Annotated in this window: 15 protein-coding genes, 1 tRNA gene and 9 pseudogenes; 12 read left to right on the plus strand and 13 right to left on the minus strand. The window is 69.9% G+C overall.

What is annotated here, in order from left to right:
• Positions 1 to 945: 945 nt before the first annotated feature.
• Entirely contained in the window at positions 946 to 2,136 is a 1,191-nt protein-coding gene (locus C7T91_RS40200; RefSeq protein WP_145963068.1) for a D-alanyl-D-alanine carboxypeptidase, read from the minus strand.
• Here C7T91_RS40200 and C7T91_RS29665 point away from each other — a divergent pair.
• From C7T91_RS29665 to C7T91_RS29680, 4 genes and pseudogenes are all read left to right on the plus strand, one after another.
• A pseudogene (locus C7T91_RS29665) lies at positions 2,125 to 2,508 on the plus strand (FAD binding domain-containing protein); the annotation flags it as partial. The gene C7T91_RS40200 and the pseudogene C7T91_RS29665 overlap by 12 nt on opposite strands.
• A 46-nt stretch (positions 2,509 to 2,554) precedes the next feature.
• Positions 2,555 to 2,725 (plus strand): carbohydrate kinase family protein, encoded by a 171-nt coding sequence (locus C7T91_RS29670; protein WP_236638610.1) that lies wholly within the window; start codon positions 2,555 to 2,557, stop codon positions 2,723 to 2,725.
• On the plus strand, positions 2,722 to 3,273 hold the full coding sequence (locus tag C7T91_RS29675) for a thiamine phosphate synthase (RefSeq protein WP_108263479.1): 552 nt from the start codon (positions 2,722 to 2,724) through the stop codon (positions 3,271 to 3,273). The genes C7T91_RS29670 and C7T91_RS29675 overlap by 4 nt, the downstream gene beginning before the upstream one ends.
• Positions 3,191 to 3,613, plus strand: a complete 423-nt coding sequence (locus C7T91_RS29680; RefSeq protein WP_108263422.1) for a molybdopterin cofactor-binding domain-containing protein — start codon at positions 3,191 to 3,193, stop codon at positions 3,611 to 3,613. The genes C7T91_RS29675 and C7T91_RS29680 overlap by 83 nt, the downstream gene beginning before the upstream one ends.
• A 143-nt stretch (positions 3,614 to 3,756) precedes the next feature.
• On the opposite strand, the gene C7T91_RS29685 is transcribed toward C7T91_RS29680, so the two are convergent.
• A complete protein-coding gene (locus C7T91_RS29685) occupies positions 3,757 to 4,560 on the minus strand; it encodes a glycosyl transferase family 3 (RefSeq protein ID WP_236638590.1) in 804 nt (267 codons plus the stop codon).
• Here C7T91_RS29685 and C7T91_RS33060 point away from each other — a divergent pair.
• Positions 4,537 to 5,313 carry a hypothetical protein gene (locus tag C7T91_RS33060; protein ID WP_161556164.1) on the plus strand — a complete coding sequence of 259 codons (777 nt, stop codon included), beginning with the start codon at positions 4,537 to 4,539 and terminating at the stop codon, positions 5,311 to 5,313. The two genes, C7T91_RS29685 and C7T91_RS33060, sit on opposite strands and share 24 nt — an antisense overlap.
• Positions 5,314 to 5,483: 170 nt before the next feature.
• Positions 5,484 to 5,819: pseudogene (locus tag C7T91_RS29695) on the plus strand (L-threonylcarbamoyladenylate synthase); the annotation flags it as partial.
• 295 nt (positions 5,820 to 6,114) lie between these two features.
• On the opposite strand, the gene C7T91_RS29700 reads toward C7T91_RS29695, so the two are convergent.
• A complete protein-coding gene (locus tag C7T91_RS29700; protein ID WP_108263424.1) occupies positions 6,115 to 6,561 on the minus strand; it encodes a phosphoribosyltransferase in 447 nt (148 codons plus the stop codon).
• A 61-nt stretch (positions 6,562 to 6,622) separates the two neighbouring features.
• Positions 6,623 to 7,147 (minus strand): ATP-binding protein, encoded by a 525-nt coding sequence (locus tag C7T91_RS29705; RefSeq protein ID WP_145963069.1) that lies wholly within the window; start codon positions 7,145 to 7,147, stop codon positions 6,623 to 6,625.
• Here C7T91_RS29705 and C7T91_RS29710 point away from each other — a divergent pair.
• The 3 genes and pseudogenes from C7T91_RS29710 to C7T91_RS29720 form a co-directional block, all read left to right on the plus strand.
• Positions 7,109 to 7,903, plus strand: a pseudogene (locus C7T91_RS29710) (electron transfer flavoprotein subunit alpha/FixB family protein); the annotation flags it as partial. The gene C7T91_RS29705 and the pseudogene C7T91_RS29710 overlap by 39 nt on opposite strands.
• Positions 7,904 to 8,255: 352 nt before the next feature.
• Positions 8,256 to 8,876, plus strand: a complete 621-nt coding sequence (locus C7T91_RS29715; RefSeq protein ID WP_236638592.1) for a winged helix-turn-helix domain-containing protein — start codon at positions 8,256 to 8,258, stop codon at positions 8,874 to 8,876.
• A complete protein-coding gene (locus C7T91_RS29720) occupies positions 8,869 to 9,288 on the plus strand; it encodes a sensor histidine kinase N-terminal domain-containing protein (RefSeq protein ID WP_108263426.1) in 420 nt (139 codons plus the stop codon). The genes C7T91_RS29715 and C7T91_RS29720 overlap by 8 nt, the downstream gene beginning before the upstream one ends.
• Here C7T91_RS29720 and C7T91_RS29725 read toward each other — a convergent pair.
• Together C7T91_RS29725 and C7T91_RS38820 are read right to left on the minus strand one after the other, a co-directional pair.
• Positions 9,285 to 9,416, minus strand: a pseudogene (locus C7T91_RS29725) (formate dehydrogenase subunit delta); the annotation flags it as partial. The gene C7T91_RS29720 and the pseudogene C7T91_RS29725 overlap by 4 nt on opposite strands.
• A complete protein-coding gene (locus tag C7T91_RS38820) occupies positions 9,406 to 9,720 on the minus strand; it encodes a formate dehydrogenase accessory sulfurtransferase FdhD (protein WP_330848910.1) in 315 nt (104 codons plus the stop codon). The gene C7T91_RS38820 and the pseudogene C7T91_RS29725, both read right to left, overlap by 11 nt.
• Here C7T91_RS38820 and C7T91_RS29735 point away from each other — a divergent pair.
• Positions 9,639 to 9,890, plus strand: a pseudogene (locus C7T91_RS29735) (GTPase HflX); the annotation flags it as partial. The gene C7T91_RS38820 and the pseudogene C7T91_RS29735 sit on opposite strands and share 82 nt — an antisense overlap.
• A 627-nt stretch (positions 9,891 to 10,517) precedes the next feature.
• On the opposite strand, the pseudogene C7T91_RS37460 reads toward C7T91_RS29735, so the two are convergent.
• The 4 genes and pseudogenes from C7T91_RS37460 to C7T91_RS34055 form a co-directional block, all read right to left on the minus strand.
• Positions 10,518 to 10,889: pseudogene (locus C7T91_RS37460) on the minus strand (histidinol dehydrogenase); the annotation flags it as partial.
• A gap of 145 nt (positions 10,890 to 11,034) precedes the next feature.
• Positions 11,035 to 11,511 carry a DUF2948 family protein gene (locus C7T91_RS29745; RefSeq protein WP_108263429.1) on the minus strand — a complete coding sequence of 159 codons (477 nt, stop codon included), beginning with the start codon at positions 11,509 to 11,511 and terminating at the stop codon, positions 11,035 to 11,037.
• On the minus strand, positions 11,508 to 12,773 hold the full coding sequence (gene murA / locus C7T91_RS29750) for a UDP-N-acetylglucosamine 1-carboxyvinyltransferase (protein WP_108263430.1): 1,266 nt from the start codon (positions 12,771 to 12,773) through the stop codon (positions 11,508 to 11,510). Before murA ends, C7T91_RS29745 begins: the two co-directional genes overlap by 4 nt.
• Before the next feature lie 3 nt (positions 12,774 to 12,776).
• Positions 12,777 to 12,920 (minus strand): hypothetical protein, encoded by a 144-nt coding sequence (locus C7T91_RS34055; protein ID WP_201742300.1) that lies wholly within the window; start codon positions 12,918 to 12,920, stop codon positions 12,777 to 12,779.
• A 114-nt stretch (positions 12,921 to 13,034) separates the two neighbouring features.
• On the opposite strand from C7T91_RS34055, the gene C7T91_RS29755 reads away from it, so the two are divergent.
• Both C7T91_RS29755 and C7T91_RS29760 read left to right on the plus strand, forming a co-directional pair.
• Positions 13,035 to 13,109, plus strand: a tRNA-Thr gene (locus tag C7T91_RS29755).
• A 627-nt stretch (positions 13,110 to 13,736) separates the two neighbouring features.
• Positions 13,737 to 13,934, plus strand: a pseudogene (locus C7T91_RS29760) (NAD(P)H-dependent oxidoreductase subunit E); the annotation flags it as partial.
• On the opposite strand, the pseudogene fdhF reads toward C7T91_RS29760, so the two are convergent.
• From fdhF to C7T91_RS40210, 3 genes and pseudogenes are all read right to left on the minus strand, one after another.
• Positions 13,934 to 16,838: pseudogene (fdhF, locus tag C7T91_RS29765) on the minus strand (formate dehydrogenase subunit alpha). The pseudogenes C7T91_RS29760 and fdhF overlap by 1 nt on opposite strands.
• Positions 16,835 to 18,359 (minus strand): annotated as a pseudogene (locus tag C7T91_RS29770) (NADH-ubiquinone oxidoreductase-F iron-sulfur binding region domain-containing protein). The pseudogenes fdhF and C7T91_RS29770 overlap by 4 nt, the downstream one beginning before the upstream one ends.
• On the minus strand, positions 18,356 to 18,562 hold the full coding sequence (locus tag C7T91_RS40210) for an NAD(P)H-dependent oxidoreductase subunit E (protein ID WP_108263431.1): 207 nt from the start codon (positions 18,560 to 18,562) through the stop codon (positions 18,356 to 18,358). The pseudogene C7T91_RS29770 and the gene C7T91_RS40210 overlap by 4 nt, the downstream one beginning before the upstream one ends.
• Between the last annotated feature and the right edge of the window lie 8 nt (positions 18,563 to 18,570).

An 18,570-nucleotide genomic window follows, 5' to 3' on the forward strand; every position in this document is an offset into this window, starting at 1 on the left:
GCGCTCCGGCTCCTCGCCCGCCCCGATCCAGCGGGAGTCGAGGTCCTCGAGGACCAGAGGCCGCAGGTCCTCGAGCCGGACCATGCCATCGGCATCCGCCAGCGGCCGCACCCTTGCGGCATTCATCCGCAGCATCCGCGCGGCGACTTCGGCCCGTAGGCGCTCCTGCGCCCCGCGGATCAGGATGCCGAGCCCGAGATCGCTCAGATGGCAGTAGGTCGGGATCGTCGTCTGTTCCGCCGCTGCATGTCCGGCGAGTGCCGCGAAGCGGGAATCGAGCCGTACCGGGTCCCCAGCGGGCCCGGCAATCCGGCGGCGGATGCGTTCCTGCTCCTCTGCCGGCCAGCCGGTGAGCGCCGTGATCTCCCGTTCAGCCGTTGCGCCGACATAAAGGAGGAGATGCAGCACCGACAGGAATCCGTGGCGCAGGTCATGCGGCAGGACGGGCAGGCCCAGCATCGCGCCGAACGTGGCGCGCAGCGCGCGGCGGACCAGGGCGGCGTCGATGCCGCCTGCCGCACCCCCGCCCCCCGAGGAACGCGCCGAGCGCGCCCGCGACCGCAAGGATGCCGACAGCTACCGCAGCGCCGCCGCCGAGGGCCGCGTGCTGCTCAACCTGGCCACGCGCGACATCATTGCCGACGAGCTGACCCGCGACCGGATGCAGCTCGATCCCGAGGAGATGGCCGAGCTGAAATCCTCGATCCGTGCCAGCGGCCTGCGCCTGCCGGTGGAGGTGTTCGAGCTGTCCGAGACCGACGCCTCCGGGGCGCGCTTCGGGCTCCTGTCGGGGTTCCGCCGCCTGGCCGCGATCCGCGCCCTGGAGGCCGAGACCGGCGATCCGGCTTTCGCGCAGATCAAGGCGATCGTGCGCGAGCCCGGCACCGCCGCGCGGGCCTATCTGGCGATGGTCGAGGAGAACGAGATCCGCGCCGATCTCTCGCCCTATGAACGCGGCCGGGTCGCCGTTCTGGCGGTCAGCCACGGCGCCTTCGAGCGGGTCGAGGATGCGGTGGACGGACTGTTCCACGCCGCCTCCAAGGCCAAGCGCTCGAAGATCCGCTCCTTCGCGCTGGTCCATGAGGAACTCGGCGACCTTCTGGTCTGGCCCGAGGCGCTGACCGAACGCGCCGGGCTCAGGCTCGCCAACGCGCTGCGCGCCGGGCTCGGTCCGCAGCTGCGCCAGGCGGCCGCCCCGCCGAGCGCCGGCCGCGCCACGGTCCAGGCTTCGGTCCCGGGCGGCGCGTCCTCGACCTCGAAGATCGGGCCGCTGCGGTTCGAGGTGCTCATCGTCACCATCCGCACCGGCGGCACCACGTGGTTGGCACGCGCATCCATGTCGATCCGGTAGCCGCTGCCCTGCTGCTGCCACTGGAAATGGACCCGGTTGAAATTCAGGTTCAGCCCGGAGACCGAAGGATTGTAGCCCAGATGGTCGGGCTGGCCCGGGTCGATTTCGGCCACATAGGGCAGCGCGTCGTCCCAGACCTTGAAGCCGCCCGCGACCTCGCGCAGGCCGAGCGCGGCAAGCTGGTCGAGCAGCGCGTCGATATCGTCGGAGCTGAGCGTCGGATCGCCGCCGCCCGCGAGAATCAGGTCGCCCTCCAGCCGGCCCTCGCGCAGCGGCCCGGTCGCCAGGAGCCGGGTGCGGAACCGGTAGGCCGGGCCGAGATGGTCGAGCGCATAGGCGGTGGTGATCGCCTTGCAGGTGCTCGCGGGCATCATCCCCTCATCGGCCCGGTGACCGGCCAGGACCTCGCCGCTGACCGCGTCGCGCAGCTGGTAGGCCACCTCGCCGCCCAGCCGGAAGCTGGAGACCAGCGCATCGGATTCGGGGCTGAGATCGCGGTGCAGCCAAGCGCGGCGCCTCGGGACCTCAGGGCCAAATGCAATTCCCCTGCCTCGGCGGGGGCGGTCGCAGGGGAATGGGCGCGCCGCCGGTGGAGTTGGCTTGCGCCGGGGCGGAGGGCGGGGCAAGGTTCGCGCATGACGGGCTGGGTGCCGGGGCTTGCATGCGTCGGCAGCGGGGCATCCGCATGGTGCGGATGACCGGGAGGCGGCCCGAAGGGAAGCGAATGGCGGCGGGCCGGAAGGCCCCTCCGACGGAGCCACCAGGGGACGTAGATGAACTACCATACACCATCCACATTCGAGGACGCCGCCAGGCTGGCCGGCGCGGCAGGCGGGGTGACGCGCTTCCTCGCCGGGGGCACCGATGTCCTGGTGCAGATGCGCGCGGGCATGGTGCTTCCCGACGACCTGATCGACCTCAAGAAGATTCCCGGCGTGCATGACATCGCCCGCACTGCCGATGGCGGCTGGCGGATCGGCATCGCCGTCTCCGGCGCGAAGCTCGGCGCGCATGCGGAGCTGTGTGCTGACTGGCCGGGCGTCGTCGAGGGGATGGAACTTGTCGGCTCGACCCAGGTGCAGGGCCGCGCCACGCTGGCCGGCAACCTGTGCAACGGCTCGCCGGCGGCGGATTCCGTGCCCGGGCTGATCGCCGCGGCGGCGACGGCGCGCGCTCACCGCGCTGATGGGCGGCTATGCTGCCGTGGCCGAGCCTTTCGAGGCGGCGCTGGCCGCGCTGATGCATTTCGCCGTCGCGGGCGAGCGCGCCGCGCTGCACAGCGCCGGTCCGGGCAGCTTCGTCCCCGCCTTCGTCGATGCGCTGGCCCTGGTGCAGCCCGAAGACATGGATCTGGCGCGGGTGCGCAGGGCATGAGGACGATCGACCTCTCCGTCTATCTGGTGCTCGACCCGGAGCTCTGCGAGGCCATCGGCATGGCCGAGACCGCCGCCCGCGCCGTGACCGGCGGGGTGACTGCCGTGCAGCTCCGGGACAAGACCTGCGGCCAAGCGCAATTCGTGGCCGCCGGCCGCGCGCTGAAGGCGGCGCTGGCCGGGACCGGCGTGCCGCTGATCGTCAACGACAATGTCGCCGCCGCCGTCGAGATCGGCGCCGAGGGGCTACATCTGGGCCAGGGCGACATGCCCGCGCACGAGGCGCGGATGCGGATCGGCCCCGACATGATCCTCGGCATCTCGGTGGAGACGCCGGAGCATGCCGCCGCCATCGACCCGCGGCTGGTCGACTATGTCGGCGCCGGTCCGGTCTTCGCCACCGAGACGAAGCCCGGCCATGCCGCGCCGACCGGCTTCGAAGGGCTGGCGGCGATCATCGCCGGGCGTGGCCACCGCCGCGCCCTTCGGCAGCCTCGCCGCCGCCATCGCCGAGGTCTCGGTCGAGGCCGGTCAGGTCGTCGTGCATGACATCTGGCAGGCGGTCGATCCGGGCATGGTCGTGAACCCGCGCCTCGTCGCGGCGCAGGTGCAGTCGGCCACGGCGCTCGGCCTCAGCCAGGTTCTGGTCGAACATGCCGAATACGAGAACGGCGAGCCTGTGGCGCGCAACTACGACCTCTATCCGATCCTGCCCGCAGAGCGGATGCCGCGCGTGCATGTGAAGGTGATCGAGAGCGGCGCGCCGATCGGCGGCGTCGGCGAGATCGGCGTTCCCGCCGTGCCGCCCGCCGTGGTCAACGCGCTCTCCGCGCTCAGGGGGCAGCGCTACCGCAACATGCCGCTGTCGCAATACAGCTTCGGCACCTGAGCCGCCCGTCCAGAGACCGCGCCGGGACAGATGGCTCCGGCGCGCCATTCCATCCGCCGGCGCCAGGGCTCCTTGCGGGCCGCGCCACTGCCGAGACCGGATTGCCGTGAAACGTCTATTTTCCTTCCTTGTCCTCGCCGCCGTCATCCTCGGCGGCGGGCTGGCGTGGTTCGCCACCCGCCTGCCGTCCTCTCCCTTCGACGGGGCCGCCGCGCCCGCAGCCGTGCCGGAGCTGCTGGCCCCAGCGCCAGCGCCGCGGTGCCGGTCACCGTCGCCTCGGCAAAGGCATCGGCGCGCGCGCCCGACCAGAGCCGTCCCAGGTCGCCCGGCACCGGGTCCTCGTCGGCCAGGCGGCGGGTTTCCCCGATCAGCGGCTCCACCGTCTGCTCGTGGATCGCCCCGGCTTCCAGCCCGTAGACCAGGATCGCCTTGGCGGGATGGCGCTCGAATTCGCCGCCGCCGCCCTTGATCACCATCAGGTCCTTCTCGCCGAGAAGCGCCGCCGCATCCTGCTGCAGCCCGCGATAGGGCGGATGGAACACGCCCTGCACGCAGGCCGGCGCGCCGCCCGGGTTCATCGCCCTGAGCGCCGTGTTGACCGGCGAGCGCAGCCCCAGCTCGTCGCGCAGCCGCACCACCCGCAAGAGCTCCGCATCCATCGCCTCGAGCGGCACATAGACGATGCCGTTCGCCTCCAGCGCCATGCGCGCGCCCTCGGGCGTCGTCGCCGCCGCGATCCCGGCCTCGCCGAGATGCGCGCGGACATCGGCATTGGGGTTCTGGTGGCTGTTCCAGCCATGGATCAGCACCTTCTGCCCGGCCATCGCCACCAGCCGCGCCGACAGCAGGAACAGCGGCAGCCCGCGCGACCGCCCCGAGGCATAGCTTGGCCAGTCGAGCGTCGCGGGCAGATGCGCCGGTCGGTGGAGCGGGTCCTGGCGGCCCATGGCGGGGACCATCCCGGGCGCGGCTATGCGATGGGCTGCCACGCCTTCGCGCTGGAGGAAACCGGCGCCTATGCCAAAGCCGAGGCGGCCGGGCTGGCGGCGATCTCGGCGGCCCCCGACGATGCCTGGGGGCTGCACGCGGTGGCGCATGTCCATGACATGACCGGGCGCAGCGCCGAGGGCATCGCGCTGATCGAGGGCAACCGGGCGGTCTGGGAGGGCGCGAACAATTTCCGCTACCATGTCTGGTGGCACAAGGCGCTGCTGCATCTCGACCGCGGCGAGGCCGCCGAGGCGCTGGCGCTCTACGATGCGAAGATCCGCGCCGAGAAGACCGACGACTACCGCGACATCGCCAATGCCACCTCGCTGCTGATGCGGCTGGAACTGGAGGGCCATGCCGTGGGGCCCCGCTGGGAGGAGCTGGCCGGCCTGGCCGAGAGCCGCGTCGATGACGGCAGCCTGGTCTTCGCCGACCTGCACTACCTGCTGGCGCTGATCGGCGGCGACCGCGGCGTGGCGCAGGAGCAGCTGATCACCAGGCTGGCAGCACAGGCACGGCAGACCGACGCGCTGGCCACGGTCTGCAACGATCCCGGCCTGTCGGCCGTCTCGGGCCTCGCCGCCTTCGGGGCCGCCCGCTGCAGCGGCGACAGCACCCCGTCGCAGAGCTTTCCGGCCTCGCCGAGGATCGCCGCCGCGGTGTCCGGCCCGGCCTCGGCAAAGCGCGCCGTGGCCGCCACCCGGCCATAGCCCAGCACCTTGCCGAGCAGGAACAGGTGGTCGGAGACGGGGGCGCGATAGGACATGCGGGTCCTCCTCTGGCTTGCCATGCGGCGCATCCGGCGCTAGGGCCGCTCGCAACCACCCTCGCGGTCCCGTTCCGGCCGCACAACCGGAACGCCACGTTACGGATCACGCCCATGACGCAACGGCTCCTTCCCGATGAAACCGGCATCGCCGCGGCCGCGCGGCTGCTGCAGGACGGCGCCTGCGTCGCCTTCCCGACGGAAACCGTCTACGGGCTCGGCGCCAATGCGCTGGACGACACGGCTGTCGCGGGCATCTACGCCGCCAAGGGCCGGCCCAGCTTCAACCCGCTGATCACCCATCTCGCCGAGGCCCCCGAGGCCGCGCGCTATGCCGAAATTCCCGATGCCGCGGCGAAGCTGGAGCAGTTCTGGCCCGGCCCGCTGACCTTGGTGCTGCCGCTGCGCGCCGATGCCGGGATCGCGCCGCGGGTGCTGGCCGGACATCGCAGCATTGCGCTCAGGGTGCCCGCCCATCCGCTGGCGCGCCGGCTCCTGAAGCGGGGCGGCGGGGAAGCGGGCGGCGCCGGAACTGCGCGGCGGGCGCGGGACCGGGAGCGGCCCGAAAGGACCGCCGCACGCGAACTGCGGGGAAATCCTCCGGTCTTCCTACGCCGGCACCAACCGGGTCAGGTTCGAAGGGTCGCCTCGCCCGGGATGCGCGCATCCCGATATCGGCCTCTCAGTCCCCTGCGGCGGGACTCCCCTGACATCTGCGGCAATCATAGGGGAGTGCGCGGCAGCGTCAATCCGGCAGCGGCCAGAGTCCGCCGCCGCGGCGTTCGAGGAGCGGCGAGCGGAACACGCCGCAGACCGGGATCGCGGGATCGAGCGCCCCGCGCCAGCGTCCGGTCTGCAGCATCGCCGCGCCGATCGCCACCGGGCGGAGGTTGCGCAGCGCGAGCAGCTCCAGCGCCGCCTTCATCGAGCTTCCCGTCGAGAGCGCATCGTCGATCACCGCGATGCGGCGGCCTTCGAGCAGCGGCAGCATCCGGGGGTCGAGATAGAGCCGCTTGCCGCCGCCGGGGCTGGTCACCGAGGCCAGCGGCACCGACAGCGCCTCGTCGTACCAGAACTTGCGCGAGGTGCCGAGCGGGACATAGCGGGCATGGCCGAGGCGGCGCGCCACCGCCGCAGCCAAGCCCAGCCCCAGCGTCGGCAGCCCGACCAGCAGAACATCACGGTGAGGAATGTCGCGGGGGGCAGGTCAATTCAGGGACTTGCCCCCGGCATGCCTCAAATCCAGCGCCCGGTCAGGCCGGGCGGGCAGGGTCGAGCTCATGCACGCGCACCGCATCGCCGCAGGTCTCGCGCGCGATCTCCACGACATGGCGGTGATGGGTGAGGTAGATCGCCTGGCCCGAACGCCCGATCCGCGCCATCAGCCGGCAGGCGGCGCGGGTGCGGTCCTCGTCGAAGGTCTCGAAGATGTCGTCGCAGAAGAACGGCAGGCAGGTGCCCTGGCCCGCGAGCTGGGCATAGGCCGCCGCCCGCAGCGCCAGGTAGAGCTGGAACCGCGTGCCCTTCGACATGTCCTGCGCCTGGCGCGCCACCCCGGCGCTGTCCAATGCGAACAGCGTTTCGGTCTGGCCCTCGCGCCGGGTCTCCAGCCGCGGATAGCCGCCATTGGTCAGCTCGGCAAAGGCCGCCTCGGTCGCTTCCATCATGCCGCTGCGGTGGCGGTCGCGGTAGCGGCGGATCGCCTCCCCGGCCAGCCGGTGGCCGAAATCGAGCTGCAGGTGGCGCAGCGCCGCCTGTTCCAGCTCCAGTTCCAGCACCGCGCGCTCCTCGGCCAGAAGCGCCACCTCGGCATCGCCGGTCACCGCCTTCAGTTCGCCGGCCGCGCGGGTCCGCCCGCGGCCGCAGGCGAGGCCGCCGCGGCGATCGCGGGCGCCTCGAAGGTGCTGGTGGCCGAGGACGCGTCGCTGGGCCACCGGCTGGCGGAGAACACCGCGCAGCTGATCGCGAGCCTCGCCGGGGACTATGAACATATCGTTGCCCCGGCCACGACGGATGCGAAAAACGTGCTGCCGCGGGTCGCGGCGCTTCTCGACGTGATGGTGATCACCGATGTTTCGGCGGTGGTCGGCGGCGACACCTTCGAGCGTCCGGTCTATGCCGGGAACGCGATCCAGACGGTGAAATCGGGCGATTCCAAGAAGGTGGTCAGCATCCGCACCTCCACCTTCGAGGCCGCGGGCACCCAGGGCGCCTGCCCGGTCGGGACGGTTCCGGTGCCGGGCGCGACGGATCTGGCGGAATGGGTCGAGGACAAGCTGGCCGAGAGCGACCGTCCCGAGCTGACCTCGGCGAAGATCGTCGTCTCGGGCGGCCGCGGCGTCGGCTCCGAGGAGAGCTTCGCGATCATCGGCGCGCTGGCGGACAAGCTGGGCGCGGCGGTGGGCGCGTCGCGGGCGGCGGTCGACAGCGGCTTCGCGCCGAATGACTGGCAGGTCGGCCAGACCGGCAAGGTTGTGGCGCCCGAGCTCTACATCGCGGCCGGGATTTCCGGGGCAATCCAGCACCTTGCGGGGTCTGCCTTTCCGTTCCCGGCACGGTCCAGGTCGCAGGCGGAATACCGATATCGAGCAGCAAACGACCGGAACCTGGAAAGTGCGACTGGCCTCCGCCCCGCGGGGGCCTTTTTTCCGTCCGGCTCCGCGCCGGACGGTCTGCCGCGGGTGTTCGTGCTTCGTCCCGGTGGCGGGCCCCGCGCCTGCCCGAGAATGCGGCAGCGCAGCAATGAATCGGGCCCGGATCCATCGGCGCGCTTGGCAACGGGAACTGTCATGATTTAGTCATATGACAGTCAAGTTGTGGTAACTCTCGACTCATGGGGCGGCGATGCGGCACGAGACATGGGCTCATGATCGTCAGGGACACCGGGTGCATATCTTCGGCCCGGCCGGGTCGGGAACGTCGACGCTGGGCCGCGCCCTGGCTGGCGCGCTGGCCTCGCAGCATTTCGACACCGATGATTTCTACTGGCTGCCCACCGATCCGCCCTTCACCCGCAAGCGTCCCGTCGACGAGCGCCTCGCGCTGATGGAGGCGGTGTTCCTGCCGCGCCGCGACTGGGTGCTGTCGGGCTCGGTCGAAAGCTGGGGCATGCCGATCGCGCCGCGGGTGACCATGGCGATCCACCTGTCGCTGGAGCCCGAGCTGCGCCGCTCGCGGCTGGAGCGGCGCGAGGCGCTGCGCTGCAATTGCGGCCTGGTGCTCGGCCCGCTGCGCTATTCGCCGGCCACGCTCGGCGCCGAGCTCGACGGCCAGCGGCTCCAGCTGACCCGGCGCGAGGCGGTGCTGCTGGGCGCGCTGATGCGCCACCCCGGCCAGGTCCAGAGCAAGGAACGGCTCTATGGCCAGCTCTTCAGCTTCGACGATGCCGATGTCGGGCTGAATGCGATCGAGCTCTATGTCGCGCGGCTCAGGAAGCGGCTGGCGGGCTCGCCGGTGGCGATCACCACCCAGCGGGGCCTGGGCTACCGGATCGGGCTCGATGGCTGAGCCGCAGAGCCTGCTGACGCGGGTGACGGGCGCGGTGCTTTCGCTGCTGCTCGTCGGAGGGATCATCGTGGCGCTGGTTTCCTGGGCGAACGGCCGCGCGGCGGCACGGGCGGCCTATGACCGGATTCTGGTCGGCGCAGCCAACGACATCGCGGAATCGATTGCCATCCAGGACGGGGTGCCGGTCACCGCGCTTCCGGTTTCGGCCTTCCAGCTGCTGGCGCAGGCACCCGACGACCGGATTTCCTACGCGGTGCGCGGACCCGGCCGCGAGCTGCTGACCGGCCACGAAGATGCGCCGAGGCCGCGCGCCCGGTCGCGCGGCGCCGATCCGGTGTTCTTCGATGCCGACATGCAGGGCGAACCCGCCCGCTTCGTCGAGGTCACCCGCCCTCGGGCGCGGTGGTGCTGACCAGGCATGCGCGGTTCCCAGAAATCGTTCAGGTGATCGGCCACCCGCTCGGCCCGGTCGCTGCCCGGCTGGGTGTTGAAGAACGTGGCGATCTGGTTGGCCATCATGACCATTTTGTCAGGCGACATGGGGATCCTCGGGGTGGATGCGCTCGGGGCGGCTGTAAAGGTCGAACCCGTCGCCGCGGGCGAAGGCGGCGACGGTCAGCCCGGCTTCGCGGGCGAGGCGGAGCGCGGTGGCGGTGGGGGCGGAGACGGCGATCAGCACCGGGCTGCCGGCCATGACGGTCTTCTGCACCATCTCGACCGAGACGCGGGGAGCCGGAGCGCGAGGAGACCGCGAACCGGGCCGCCCGCAGCGAGGGGATCTTCGCGATCTCTGCGCTGACCGGGCAGGGGATCGACACGCTGCTGTCGGCCGTGGCCGAGCAATTCCAGGACCATCGCCACGAAGAGCTGCTCCATCTCGGCTTCGGCGACGGCCGCAAGCGGGCCTGGCTCTTCGAGCAGAACGTGATCCAGTCCGAGATCCAGACAGACGAGGGCTTCGATGTCACCGTCTTCTGGACCACGCGCCAAGCCGACCGCTTCCGCCGTCTCTGACGGCGGTTGCAATTTGCAACCACCTTGCTTGCGCCGGGGGTGCTGCGATCGTCACGCGGCTCCCCCGGTTTCTCCTGCCCGGGGTGCGGCCCGCAATGTCTTGCGCCGCAGGGCATCCGTCGACCGTGCCGGCAAGTGATGTCGTTGCCTCCGAAGGGCCGGAAACGTGGCCCCGGGTCCCATGGGCACGCATGGCGGGGTCCATGGCTCCGAAGGGCCCGATTTGTTCAGCTGATGTTGCGGAGGGTGCGGTGTCCGGGACGGGCGGCGTGCTGCCGGGACCGAACGGGCTGGTCGAGTGCGGTGCGCGGCGAATGGCATGCCGCGTCATCCGCCTCCGCATGAGGCGGAACGGGACCGGCGGTTTGCGGTTGAGCCGGTCTGCCCAAGGCAGAGAGTGATTATTGGGGAGCATTGGGGGCGACGAACCGGAACAGCCGCCGGATCGGCGCTTGCGCGCGCATGCGCTCGGGTCGCCCATGTCGGACGGGGGGAATATGCGTTCAATTCTGACCCGTTTAAAGTCTGCCCCCCTTCGGGTGGCCCAGACGGACCGGTTGAAACGACCTCCCGCGGGCATGCCCTGGGCGTTGTTGGACAAATCAGCTGGCGACCGCAGTCCGCCTCGACCGGCGTCCAGCGCCAGCCCAGCTCGGCCCCCGAGGCATCGGTCCAGCGGGCATCTTCGGGCAGCTGCCGTTCGTGATAGGCGCGGATCCGGGCGGCGGCGAGTTCCAGCGCCTCGCGCTCGGCGGGCGGCACGGTCGCGCAGGCGGCGTCGATCTCTTCGGCGGAGAAGGCCAGCGTCTCCGGCGTCAGCTCCAGCTTGTCGAATTTCGCGGTCAGCTCGATCAGCGCGGCATCGCCGCGGGCGCGGACATCGGCGATGATCCCGGCCACCACCGCATCGACATCCGGGCTGTCCTCGCGCTTCGCAGAAAGAAGCGCCGAGAATGCGGCCTCGAACTCGCTGTTATCCGTCGACAGGAACTGTACCATGGCGCCCTCGCTTGGCGTTTGTGTCTATCCGCCCCGGTTAACGGCCACAAGTCCGGGGCGCCTCATCCATTCGGACTAGGGCGTTTCGCGCCCGCGGGCCATCCCCGACGCCTGTTTCCGCAGCGTCGCCGCAAGCGGCCGGGCCTCAGCCGGGATGGTGCGGAACCTTGCCCGACGGCGCGGCATAGGGCCGGGTGACGTCGCTGAGCAGCACGTCGAGGCATTCGACCTCGAGCCTCAGCGCGCCGTCCCCGGCAAAGGTCAGCACCAGCGCGCCCTGCCCGTCTTCGCCCGGCTCGAAGCCGAGCGACAGCAGCGACAGCACCAGATCCGCGTCCTTGCGGTCGACGCCCTGGCTGGACACCTTGCGGACATCGCCCACGGTCAGCACGCTCTGCACCCGCTCCACCGGACGCCCGGCGCGCTCGGCGGCGGTGCGGTCCTCCCAGCGGAACCGGTTGAGCAGCAGCGAGAACCGCCGCGCCTTCGGTTCCCAGGTCATCTCCGCAGCGGGCAGGACCGCATCCTGCACCAGCGCCGAGACGACCTTCAGGTCGTCTTCATCCGCCGCGAGCAGGCGCAGCGGCTGTTCGCCGCCGTCCTCGAACCGTGCATCGGTCATGCCGCCACCCGCTCGATCAGCGCGCCGCAGCCGCCCAGCTTCTCCTCGACCCGCTCGTAGCCGCGGTCGAGATGGTAGACCCGGCTGACCAGCGTCTCGCCCTCGGCAGCCAGGGCCGCGAGGATCAGCGAGACCGAAGCCCGCAGGTCGGTCGCCATCACCGGCGCGCCCTTGAGCCGCTCGACCCCGGTGACCGTGGCGGTGTTGCCGTGCACGTCGATCTTGGCGCCCATGCGGATCAGCTCGGGCGCATGCATGAAGCGGTTCTCGAAGATCGTCTCTTCCAGGCGGCACGAGCCCTCGGCCGTGCACATCAGCGCCATCATCTGCGCCTGCAGGTCGGTCGGGAAGCCGGGGAAGACCTCGGTGCGGACATCGACCGCGCGGATCCGCTCGGCGGCGCGCTTGACCCGGATGCCCTCGTTGGTCGGCGTCACCTCGACACCGGCCTCGTGCAGCTTCTCGACGAAGGAGCCCAGAAGCTCGATCGAGCCGCCGACCAGTTCCACCTCGCCATGGGTGATGACCGGGGCCAGCATGTAGCTGCCCATCTCGATCCGGTCGGCAACGACGCGGTGGGTCGTGCCGTGCAGCCGGTCGACGCCCTCGATGGTCAGGGTTTCCGTCCCCTCGCCCTCGATCTGCGCGCCCATCGCCCGGAGGCATTTCACCAAGTCGACGATCTCGGGCTCGCGCGCGGCGTTTTCCAGCACCGTGGTGCCGCGGGCCAGCGTGGCTGCCATCAGGATGTTCTCGGTCGCCCCCACCGAGGCGAAGGGCAGCCGGTGGCGCGCGCCTTTCAGCCCTTTCGGCGCCGACGCGTGGACATAGCCGTCGCGCAGCTCCATCTCGGCGCCGAGCGCCTCGAGGCCCTCCAGATGGAAATTGACCGGGCGCGCGCCGATCGCGCAGCCGCCGGGCAGCGAGACGACGGCATGGCCGTGGCGCGCCAGCAGCGGACCCAGCACATGGAACGAGGCGCGCATCTTGCGCACGATGTCGTAATCGGCGCGGTCATTGGAAATCTCGTGCGAGGAGGTGACGATCACCCGGCCCTCGTTCAGCGCCTGCACCTCGGTGCCCAGCGATTCGAGCAGATGCGACATGGTCGCGATGTCCGACAGCCGCGGCACGTTCGTCAGGGTCAGCGGCTCTTCGCTGAGCAGCGTCGCGGGCATCAGCCCCAGACAGGCATTTTTCGCGCCGGCAATCGGGATGCGGCCGCGCAGCGGGCCGTTGCCCTTGACCAGAATGGCATCCATTGCTCAGTCCTCGTTCTTTTCCGACGCCTTGCGCGCCTTGGCCTGGGCCTTGCGGCGCTGGAGATTCGCCTTCAGCGCAGCCTTGAGCCGGTCTTCCCTGGTCGGGGCCTCCGGCTTCTCGGTTTCGGGGTCGGTTTTCCTTGTCATGAAGGCGCTCATAAAGGAGTTGAAAAAAACCGTCCAGATTGCGCTTGCATCCCCCCGCAGTTCTGCTTAGAAGCCGCCCCACGCCAGCCGGGCAGCCCCGGCAGACACGACGGCGCCGCAGTAGCTCAGTGGTAGAGCGCACCCTTGGTAAGGGTGAGGTCGGGAGTTCAATCCTCCCCTGCGGCACCAGAAACCTTCTTAAAACCATCCGATATCAGACGTTTGGCGCTGCGATCCGCACGTTCGGCACGTCGGCCTGGACAGCTGCTCCCGCCTTCCGCCCGCGGCCTTTCCCGCCGTGTCCGCCAGCCGGGCGCCCGGCGCCGCAGCCGCGCCAGCACGATCCATCCCTGCATGCCGCGGTTACATCCTGTCGCAGCACGGACGCGCTCCGGGAGAGGCCGGACGAACCGGTCACGGCGCCGCCCCCGGAAGACAGGCGACGGCACGCGAAGCAGCCGCGCCCGCCAAGCCGAATCGTTGCCGCCCGGCATTTCCAGAAGAATATGGGCGCGCAGCCTCCGGTGACCGCAGAGCCGCCGGGTCCCGCCGCGCTACATTCCGTCCGGACCGGCCGCGTGCCGGGACTCGCGCGGAAAGCCGGGCACAGCTGCCCGGACCGGCCCCTCCTCCGGGCATGGGAAAGATCGGCCACCCGCTGCGGCGCCCCTCCCGCTTCCGGCCGGACTGCCCCGGAAGCAGGCAAGGCACCAGGCCCGCTGATAGGATTATCCGATCAATCGACGGAAAGCCGATATTGATTTTTCAATCAACATGCCTGCAGGATGCCGTCCAAAACCCCATCCGGAGGAGCGCATGCCACGGGATTTCCCGCAGCCGACGGCAGACGAGATTGAAACGCTGATCCACGCCCAGCTTCACCTGGAGGGTCCGCTGCTGCCGATCTTCCATGCGCTGCAGGAGACCTACGGCCACGTGCCGGAGGCCGCGATCCAGCCGATTGCCGATGCGCTGAACATCACCCGCGCCGAAGTGCACGGGGTCATGTCCTTCTACCATGACTTCCGCAAGGTCCCCGCGGGCCGGGCGTTGTACTCCTCCTGCCAGTCGGTGGGACCGTTGGAGGGCAGCACCTGCACCGCGGTGACCTTGTATTCCGGACAGTTGGTCGCCCAGTCCGAGAAGTCCGTGGTGATCACGTTGGCCTGGGTGTCCGGGTGGTGGAAGGTCGTGTAGACCACGCCCGGCATCATCCGGTCGCTGATCTTGGCGCGCAGCGTCGTCTCGCCCGAGCGCGAGGCCAGCTTGATCCAGTCGCCGTCCTTCACGCCGCGGTTCTCGGCGTCGGAGGCGTGGAGTTCCAGCACGTCCTCGGGATGCCAGGCGGTGTTCTGGGTCCGCCGGGTCTGGGCCCCCACGTTGTAGTGGCTGAGGATCCGCCCGGTGGTCAGCAGCAGCGGGAAGCGCGGGCCGGTGCGTTCCTCGGTCGCCACGTATTCGGTGACGATGAAGCGGCCCTTGCCGCGGACGAAGCCGTCGACATGCATCAGGGGCGTGCCGTCCGGGTTCTCGTCGTTGCAGGGCCACTGGACCGAGCCCTTCTCGTCCAGCATCTCGTAGGTCACGTTGGCGAAGCTCGGCGTGGTCGCCGCGATTTCCGCCATGATCTCCGAAGGGTGCGAGTAGTTCCAGTCGGCGCCCATTGCCTGCGCGAGCTTCTGGGTGACCTCCCAGTCCTCGTAGCCGTTCTTCGGAGCCATCACCTTGCGCACCATGTTGATGCGGCGCTCGGCATTGGTGAAGGTGCCGTTCTTCTCGAGGAAGGACGAGCCGGGCAGGAAGACATGCGCGTAATTCGCGGTCTCGTTCAGGAACAGGTCATGGACGATGACGCAGTCCATCGCCGCGAGGCCCGCCGCCACGTGCTTGGTGTCGGGGTCGGATTGCAGGATGTCCTCGCCCTGGCAATAGAGCCCCTTGAACGTGCCGTTGACGGCCGCGTCCAGCATGTTGGGGATGCGCAGGCCGGGTTCCGGGTCGATCTCGACGCCCCAGGCGTCCTCGAAGATCTTGCGGACCTCGGGCATCTTCACGTGGCGGTAGCCCGGCAGTTCGTGCGGGAACGAGCCCATGTCGCAGGAGCCCTGGACGTTGTTCTGGCCCCGCAGCGGGTTCACGCCGACGCCGGTGCGGCCGATATTGCCGGTCAGCATGGCGAGGTTGGCGATGCCCATCACGGTGGTCGAACCCTGGCTGTGCTCGGTCACGCCCAGGCCGTAATAGATCGCGCCGTTGCCGCCGGTCGCGAACAGACGCGCGGCGTCGCGCATCTCGACCGCCGGAACGCCGGTCATCGCCTCGATCGCCTCGGGGCTGTGGCGCGGGTCCGAGATGAATTCCGCGTATTCCTGGAATTCGTCCCAGTCGCAGCGCTCGCGGATGAAGGCCTCGTCATAGAGCTTCTCGGTGACGATGACATGGGCGAGGCCGGAGACCACGGCGACGTTGGTGCCCGGGCGCAGCGGCAGGTGATGCGCGGCGCTGACATGGGCGGATTTCACCAGGTCGATGCGGCGCGGGTCGATGACGATCAGCTTGGCGCCCTGGCGCAGCCGCTTCTTCAGCCGCGAGGCGAAGACCGGGTGGCCGTCCGTCGGGTTTGCGCCGATCACCACGACCACGTCGGTATGCTCGATCGAGTCGAAATCCTGCGTGCCGGCCGAGGTGCCGAAGGTTTGGCCGAGACCGTAGCCGGTCGGCGAATGGCAGACGCGGGCGCAGGTGTCGGTGTTGTTGTTCATGAAGACGCCGCGGGCGAGCTTCTGCACGAGGTAGGTTTCCTCGTTGGTGCAGCGGCTCGAGGTGATCACCCCGATCGAACGGCGGCCGTGCTTTTCCTGGATGCCCTTCATGCGGTCCGCGGCGAAACTCAGCGCTTCTTCCCAGGAAACCTCGCGCCACGGCTCGTCGATCGTGTCGCGGATCATCGGGTTCAGGATGCGGTCCTGGTGAGAGGCATAGCCATAGGCGAAGCGGCCCTTGACGCAGCTATGGCCGCGGTTCGCCTTGCCGTGCTTCCACGGCACCATGCGGACGAGGTCGTCGCCGTTCAGTTCCGCCTTGAAGGAGCAGCCGACGCCGCAATAGGCGCAGGTGGTCACGACCGAGCGTTCCGGCGTGCCCAGTTCCCAGATGGATTTCTCCTGCAGGGTCGCGGTCGGGCAGGCCTGCACGCAGGCGCCGCAGCTGACGCAGTCCGAGGAGAGGAAGTTGTCGAAGGAGGCGCCCGCCGAGACCCGGCTGTCGAAGCCGCGGCCCTCGATGGTCAGCGCGAAGGTGCCCTGGACCTCTTCGCAGGCCCGCACGCAGCGCGAGCAGACGATGCATTTCGACGGGTCGTAAGTGAAGTAGGGGTTCGACTCGTCCTTGGCGATGTAGCGGAAATTGCCCGGGCCGTCGCGGCGGTCGGCATCGGCCTTCGACAGCGCGCCGGTGCCGGTCGGGTCGAAATGGTTGTCGCCGCTTTCGNTAGCGCACGTCGCGCAGCCCGACCATGCCGGCCATGTCCTGCAGCTCGCAATCGCCGTTGGCCGCGCAGGTGAGGCAGTCGAGCGGGTGGTCGGAGATGTAGAGCTCCATCACCCCCTTGCGGATCTTCTTCACCTTCTGGCTCTGGGTATGGACCGTCATGCCCGGCGCGACCGGCGTGGTGCAGGAGGCGGGCGTGCCGCGGCGGCCCTCGATCTCGACCACGCAGAGGCGGCAGGAGCCGAAGGCGTCCAGGCTGTCGGTGGCGCAGAGCTTCGGGATCTTGAGGCCGGCAATCATGGCGGCGCGCATCACCGAGGTATGCTCGGGCACGGTGACCTCGACGCCGTCGATGCTCAGCGTGACCGGCTTGCCTTCGCGGGCGGGGGTGCCGAGATCGGCATCCCACGGAATGATGAAGTCTTTCATTCGGCTGCCTCCTTGGCGGTGGTGGCGAAATCTTCCGGGAATTGCTTCAGCGCGGACATGACGGGGTAGGGGGTGAAGCCGCCGAGCGCGCAGAGCGAGCCGTCCTTCATGGTCTCGCAGAGGTCGGTCAGCAGCGGGATCGCCGAGGCGTCGCCGCGCGCGATCCTGTCGATGGTCTCGACCCCGCGCACCGCGCCGATCCGGCAGGGGGTGCATTTCCCGCAGCTTTCGACCGCGCAGAATTCCATGGCGAAGCGGGCCATGCCCAGCATGTCGGCGGTCTCGTCGAAGACCACCACGCCGGCATGGCCGATCAGCGCCTCGTTGCCGTCGAATTCCTCGTAGCCGAAGGGCGTGTCGAATTTCGCGGGTGCCAGATAGGCGCCGAGCGGGCCGCCGACCTGCACGGCCTTGACCGGGCGGCCAGAGGCGGTGCCGCCGCCGATTTCGTTGACCAGCGTGCCGAGCGGCATGCCGAAGGCGGTTTCGAACAGCCCGCCGTATTTGACGTTGCCCGCGATCTGGATCGGCATCGTGCCCTTGGAACGGCCGAGGCCGAAATCGGCGTAGAACTGCGCGCCCTTCTCGAAGATCACCGGCACGGTGGCCAGCGACAGCACGTTGTTCACGACGGTCGGACGGCCCATGAAACCCTCGAGCGCCGGAAGCGGCGGCTTGGCGCGGACGACGCCGCGCTTGCCCTCGAGCGAGTTCAGGAGCGACGTTTCCTCGCCGCAGACATAGGCGCCGGCGCCGACGCGCAGCTCCATGTCGAAGGCCGGGCCGGTGCCCAGCACCTTGGCGCCGAGGATGCCGGCCTTCTGTGCGGCGGCGATGGCCGCGCGCATGATCGTGTTGGCCTGTGGGTATTCGGACCGCGAATAGATGTAGCCCTTGGTCGCCCCGGTCGCGAGGCCGGCGATGATCATGCCCTCGATCAGGGTGAAGGGGTCGCCTTCCATGATCATCCGGTCGGCGAAGGTGCCGCTGTCGCCCTCGTCGGCGTTGCAGACGATGTATTTCTGGTCGGCCTTCGCCAGCCGCACCGTGTCCCATTTGATGCCGGTCGGGAAGCCTGCGCCGCCGCGGCCGCGCAGGCCGGACGTCTTGACCTCGTCGACCAGCTCCTCGGATTTCATCCCCAGCGCGCGGCGCAGGCCGGCGAGGCCGCCATGGGCCTCGTAATCGGCAAGGCTCAGCGGATCGGTGATGCCGCAGCGGGCGAAGGTCAGGCGGGTCTGCTTCGCCATCCAGGGCAGCTCTTCGACCAGCCCCAGCGATTTCCGGCCATCGCCGTCGAAGACCTGGCCTGNCCTCGGAGGGCAGTAGCGGCCCGAAGCCCTTGCGGCCCTCGGGTGTCTCGATTTCGACCAGCGGTTCGAGCCAGACCATGCCGCGGGTGCCGTTGCGGACGATCTCGGCCTCGATGCCGCGCTTGGCGGCTTCGGCGGCGACGGCCTCGGCCACCGCATCTGCGCCGAGCGCGCGGGCGGCGCTGTCGAGCGGAACGTAGATCTTCATGCCCCGGCCTCCTTCAGGATCGCGTCCATCTTCTCGCCGTCGACGCGGCCATGCAGCGTTTCGCCGACCATGACGGCGGGCGCGCAGGCGCAGAGGCCGAGACAGTAGACCGGCTCGATCGTGACATTGCCGTTCGGCGTGGTGCCGTGCCAGGCGAGGCCCAGCTTGGCGAGGGTCGCGTCGGCCAGCGCGTTGGCGCCCATCGACTGGC

Origin of the sequence: Mangrovicoccus ximenensis, assembly GCF_003056725.1 — a bacterium.
In the GTDB taxonomy this organism is placed as follows: Bacteria; Pseudomonadota; Alphaproteobacteria; order Rhodobacterales; family Rhodobacteraceae; genus Mangrovicoccus; species Mangrovicoccus ximenensis.

What these genes read in the sequence shown, in the direction of transcription:
- C7T91_RS40210 (WP_108263431.1), bottom strand. Translation starts at nt 18,562, where the DNA reads ATGGGCGCCAACGCGCTGGCCGACGCGACCCTCGCCAAGCTGGGCCTC.
- C7T91_RS40200 (WP_145963068.1), bottom strand. Translation starts at nt 2,136, where the DNA reads ATGGTAGTTCATCTACGTCCCCTGGTGGCTCCGTCGGAGGGGCCTTCC.
- C7T91_RS29745 (WP_108263429.1), bottom strand. Translation starts at nt 11,511, where the DNA reads ATGACCGATGCACGGTTCGAGGACGGCGGCGAACAGCCGCTGCGCCTG.
- C7T91_RS29685 (WP_236638590.1), bottom strand. Translation starts at nt 4,560, where the DNA reads ATGGGCCGCCAGGACCCGCTCCACCGACCGGCGCATCTGCCCGCGACG.
- C7T91_RS34055 (WP_201742300.1), bottom strand. Translation starts at nt 12,920, where the DNA reads ATGACAAGGAAAACCGACCCCGAAACCGAGAAGCCGGAGGCCCCGACC.
- C7T91_RS29720 (WP_108263426.1), top strand. Translation starts at nt 8,869, where the DNA reads ATGGCTGAGCCGCAGAGCCTGCTGACGCGGGTGACGGGCGCGGTGCTT.
- C7T91_RS29675 (WP_108263479.1), top strand. Translation starts at nt 2,722, where the DNA reads ATGAGGACGATCGACCTCTCCGTCTATCTGGTGCTCGACCCGGAGCTC.
- murA (WP_108263430.1), bottom strand. Translation starts at nt 12,773, where the DNA reads ATGGATGCCATTCTGGTCAAGGGCAACGGCCCGCTGCGCGGCCGCATC.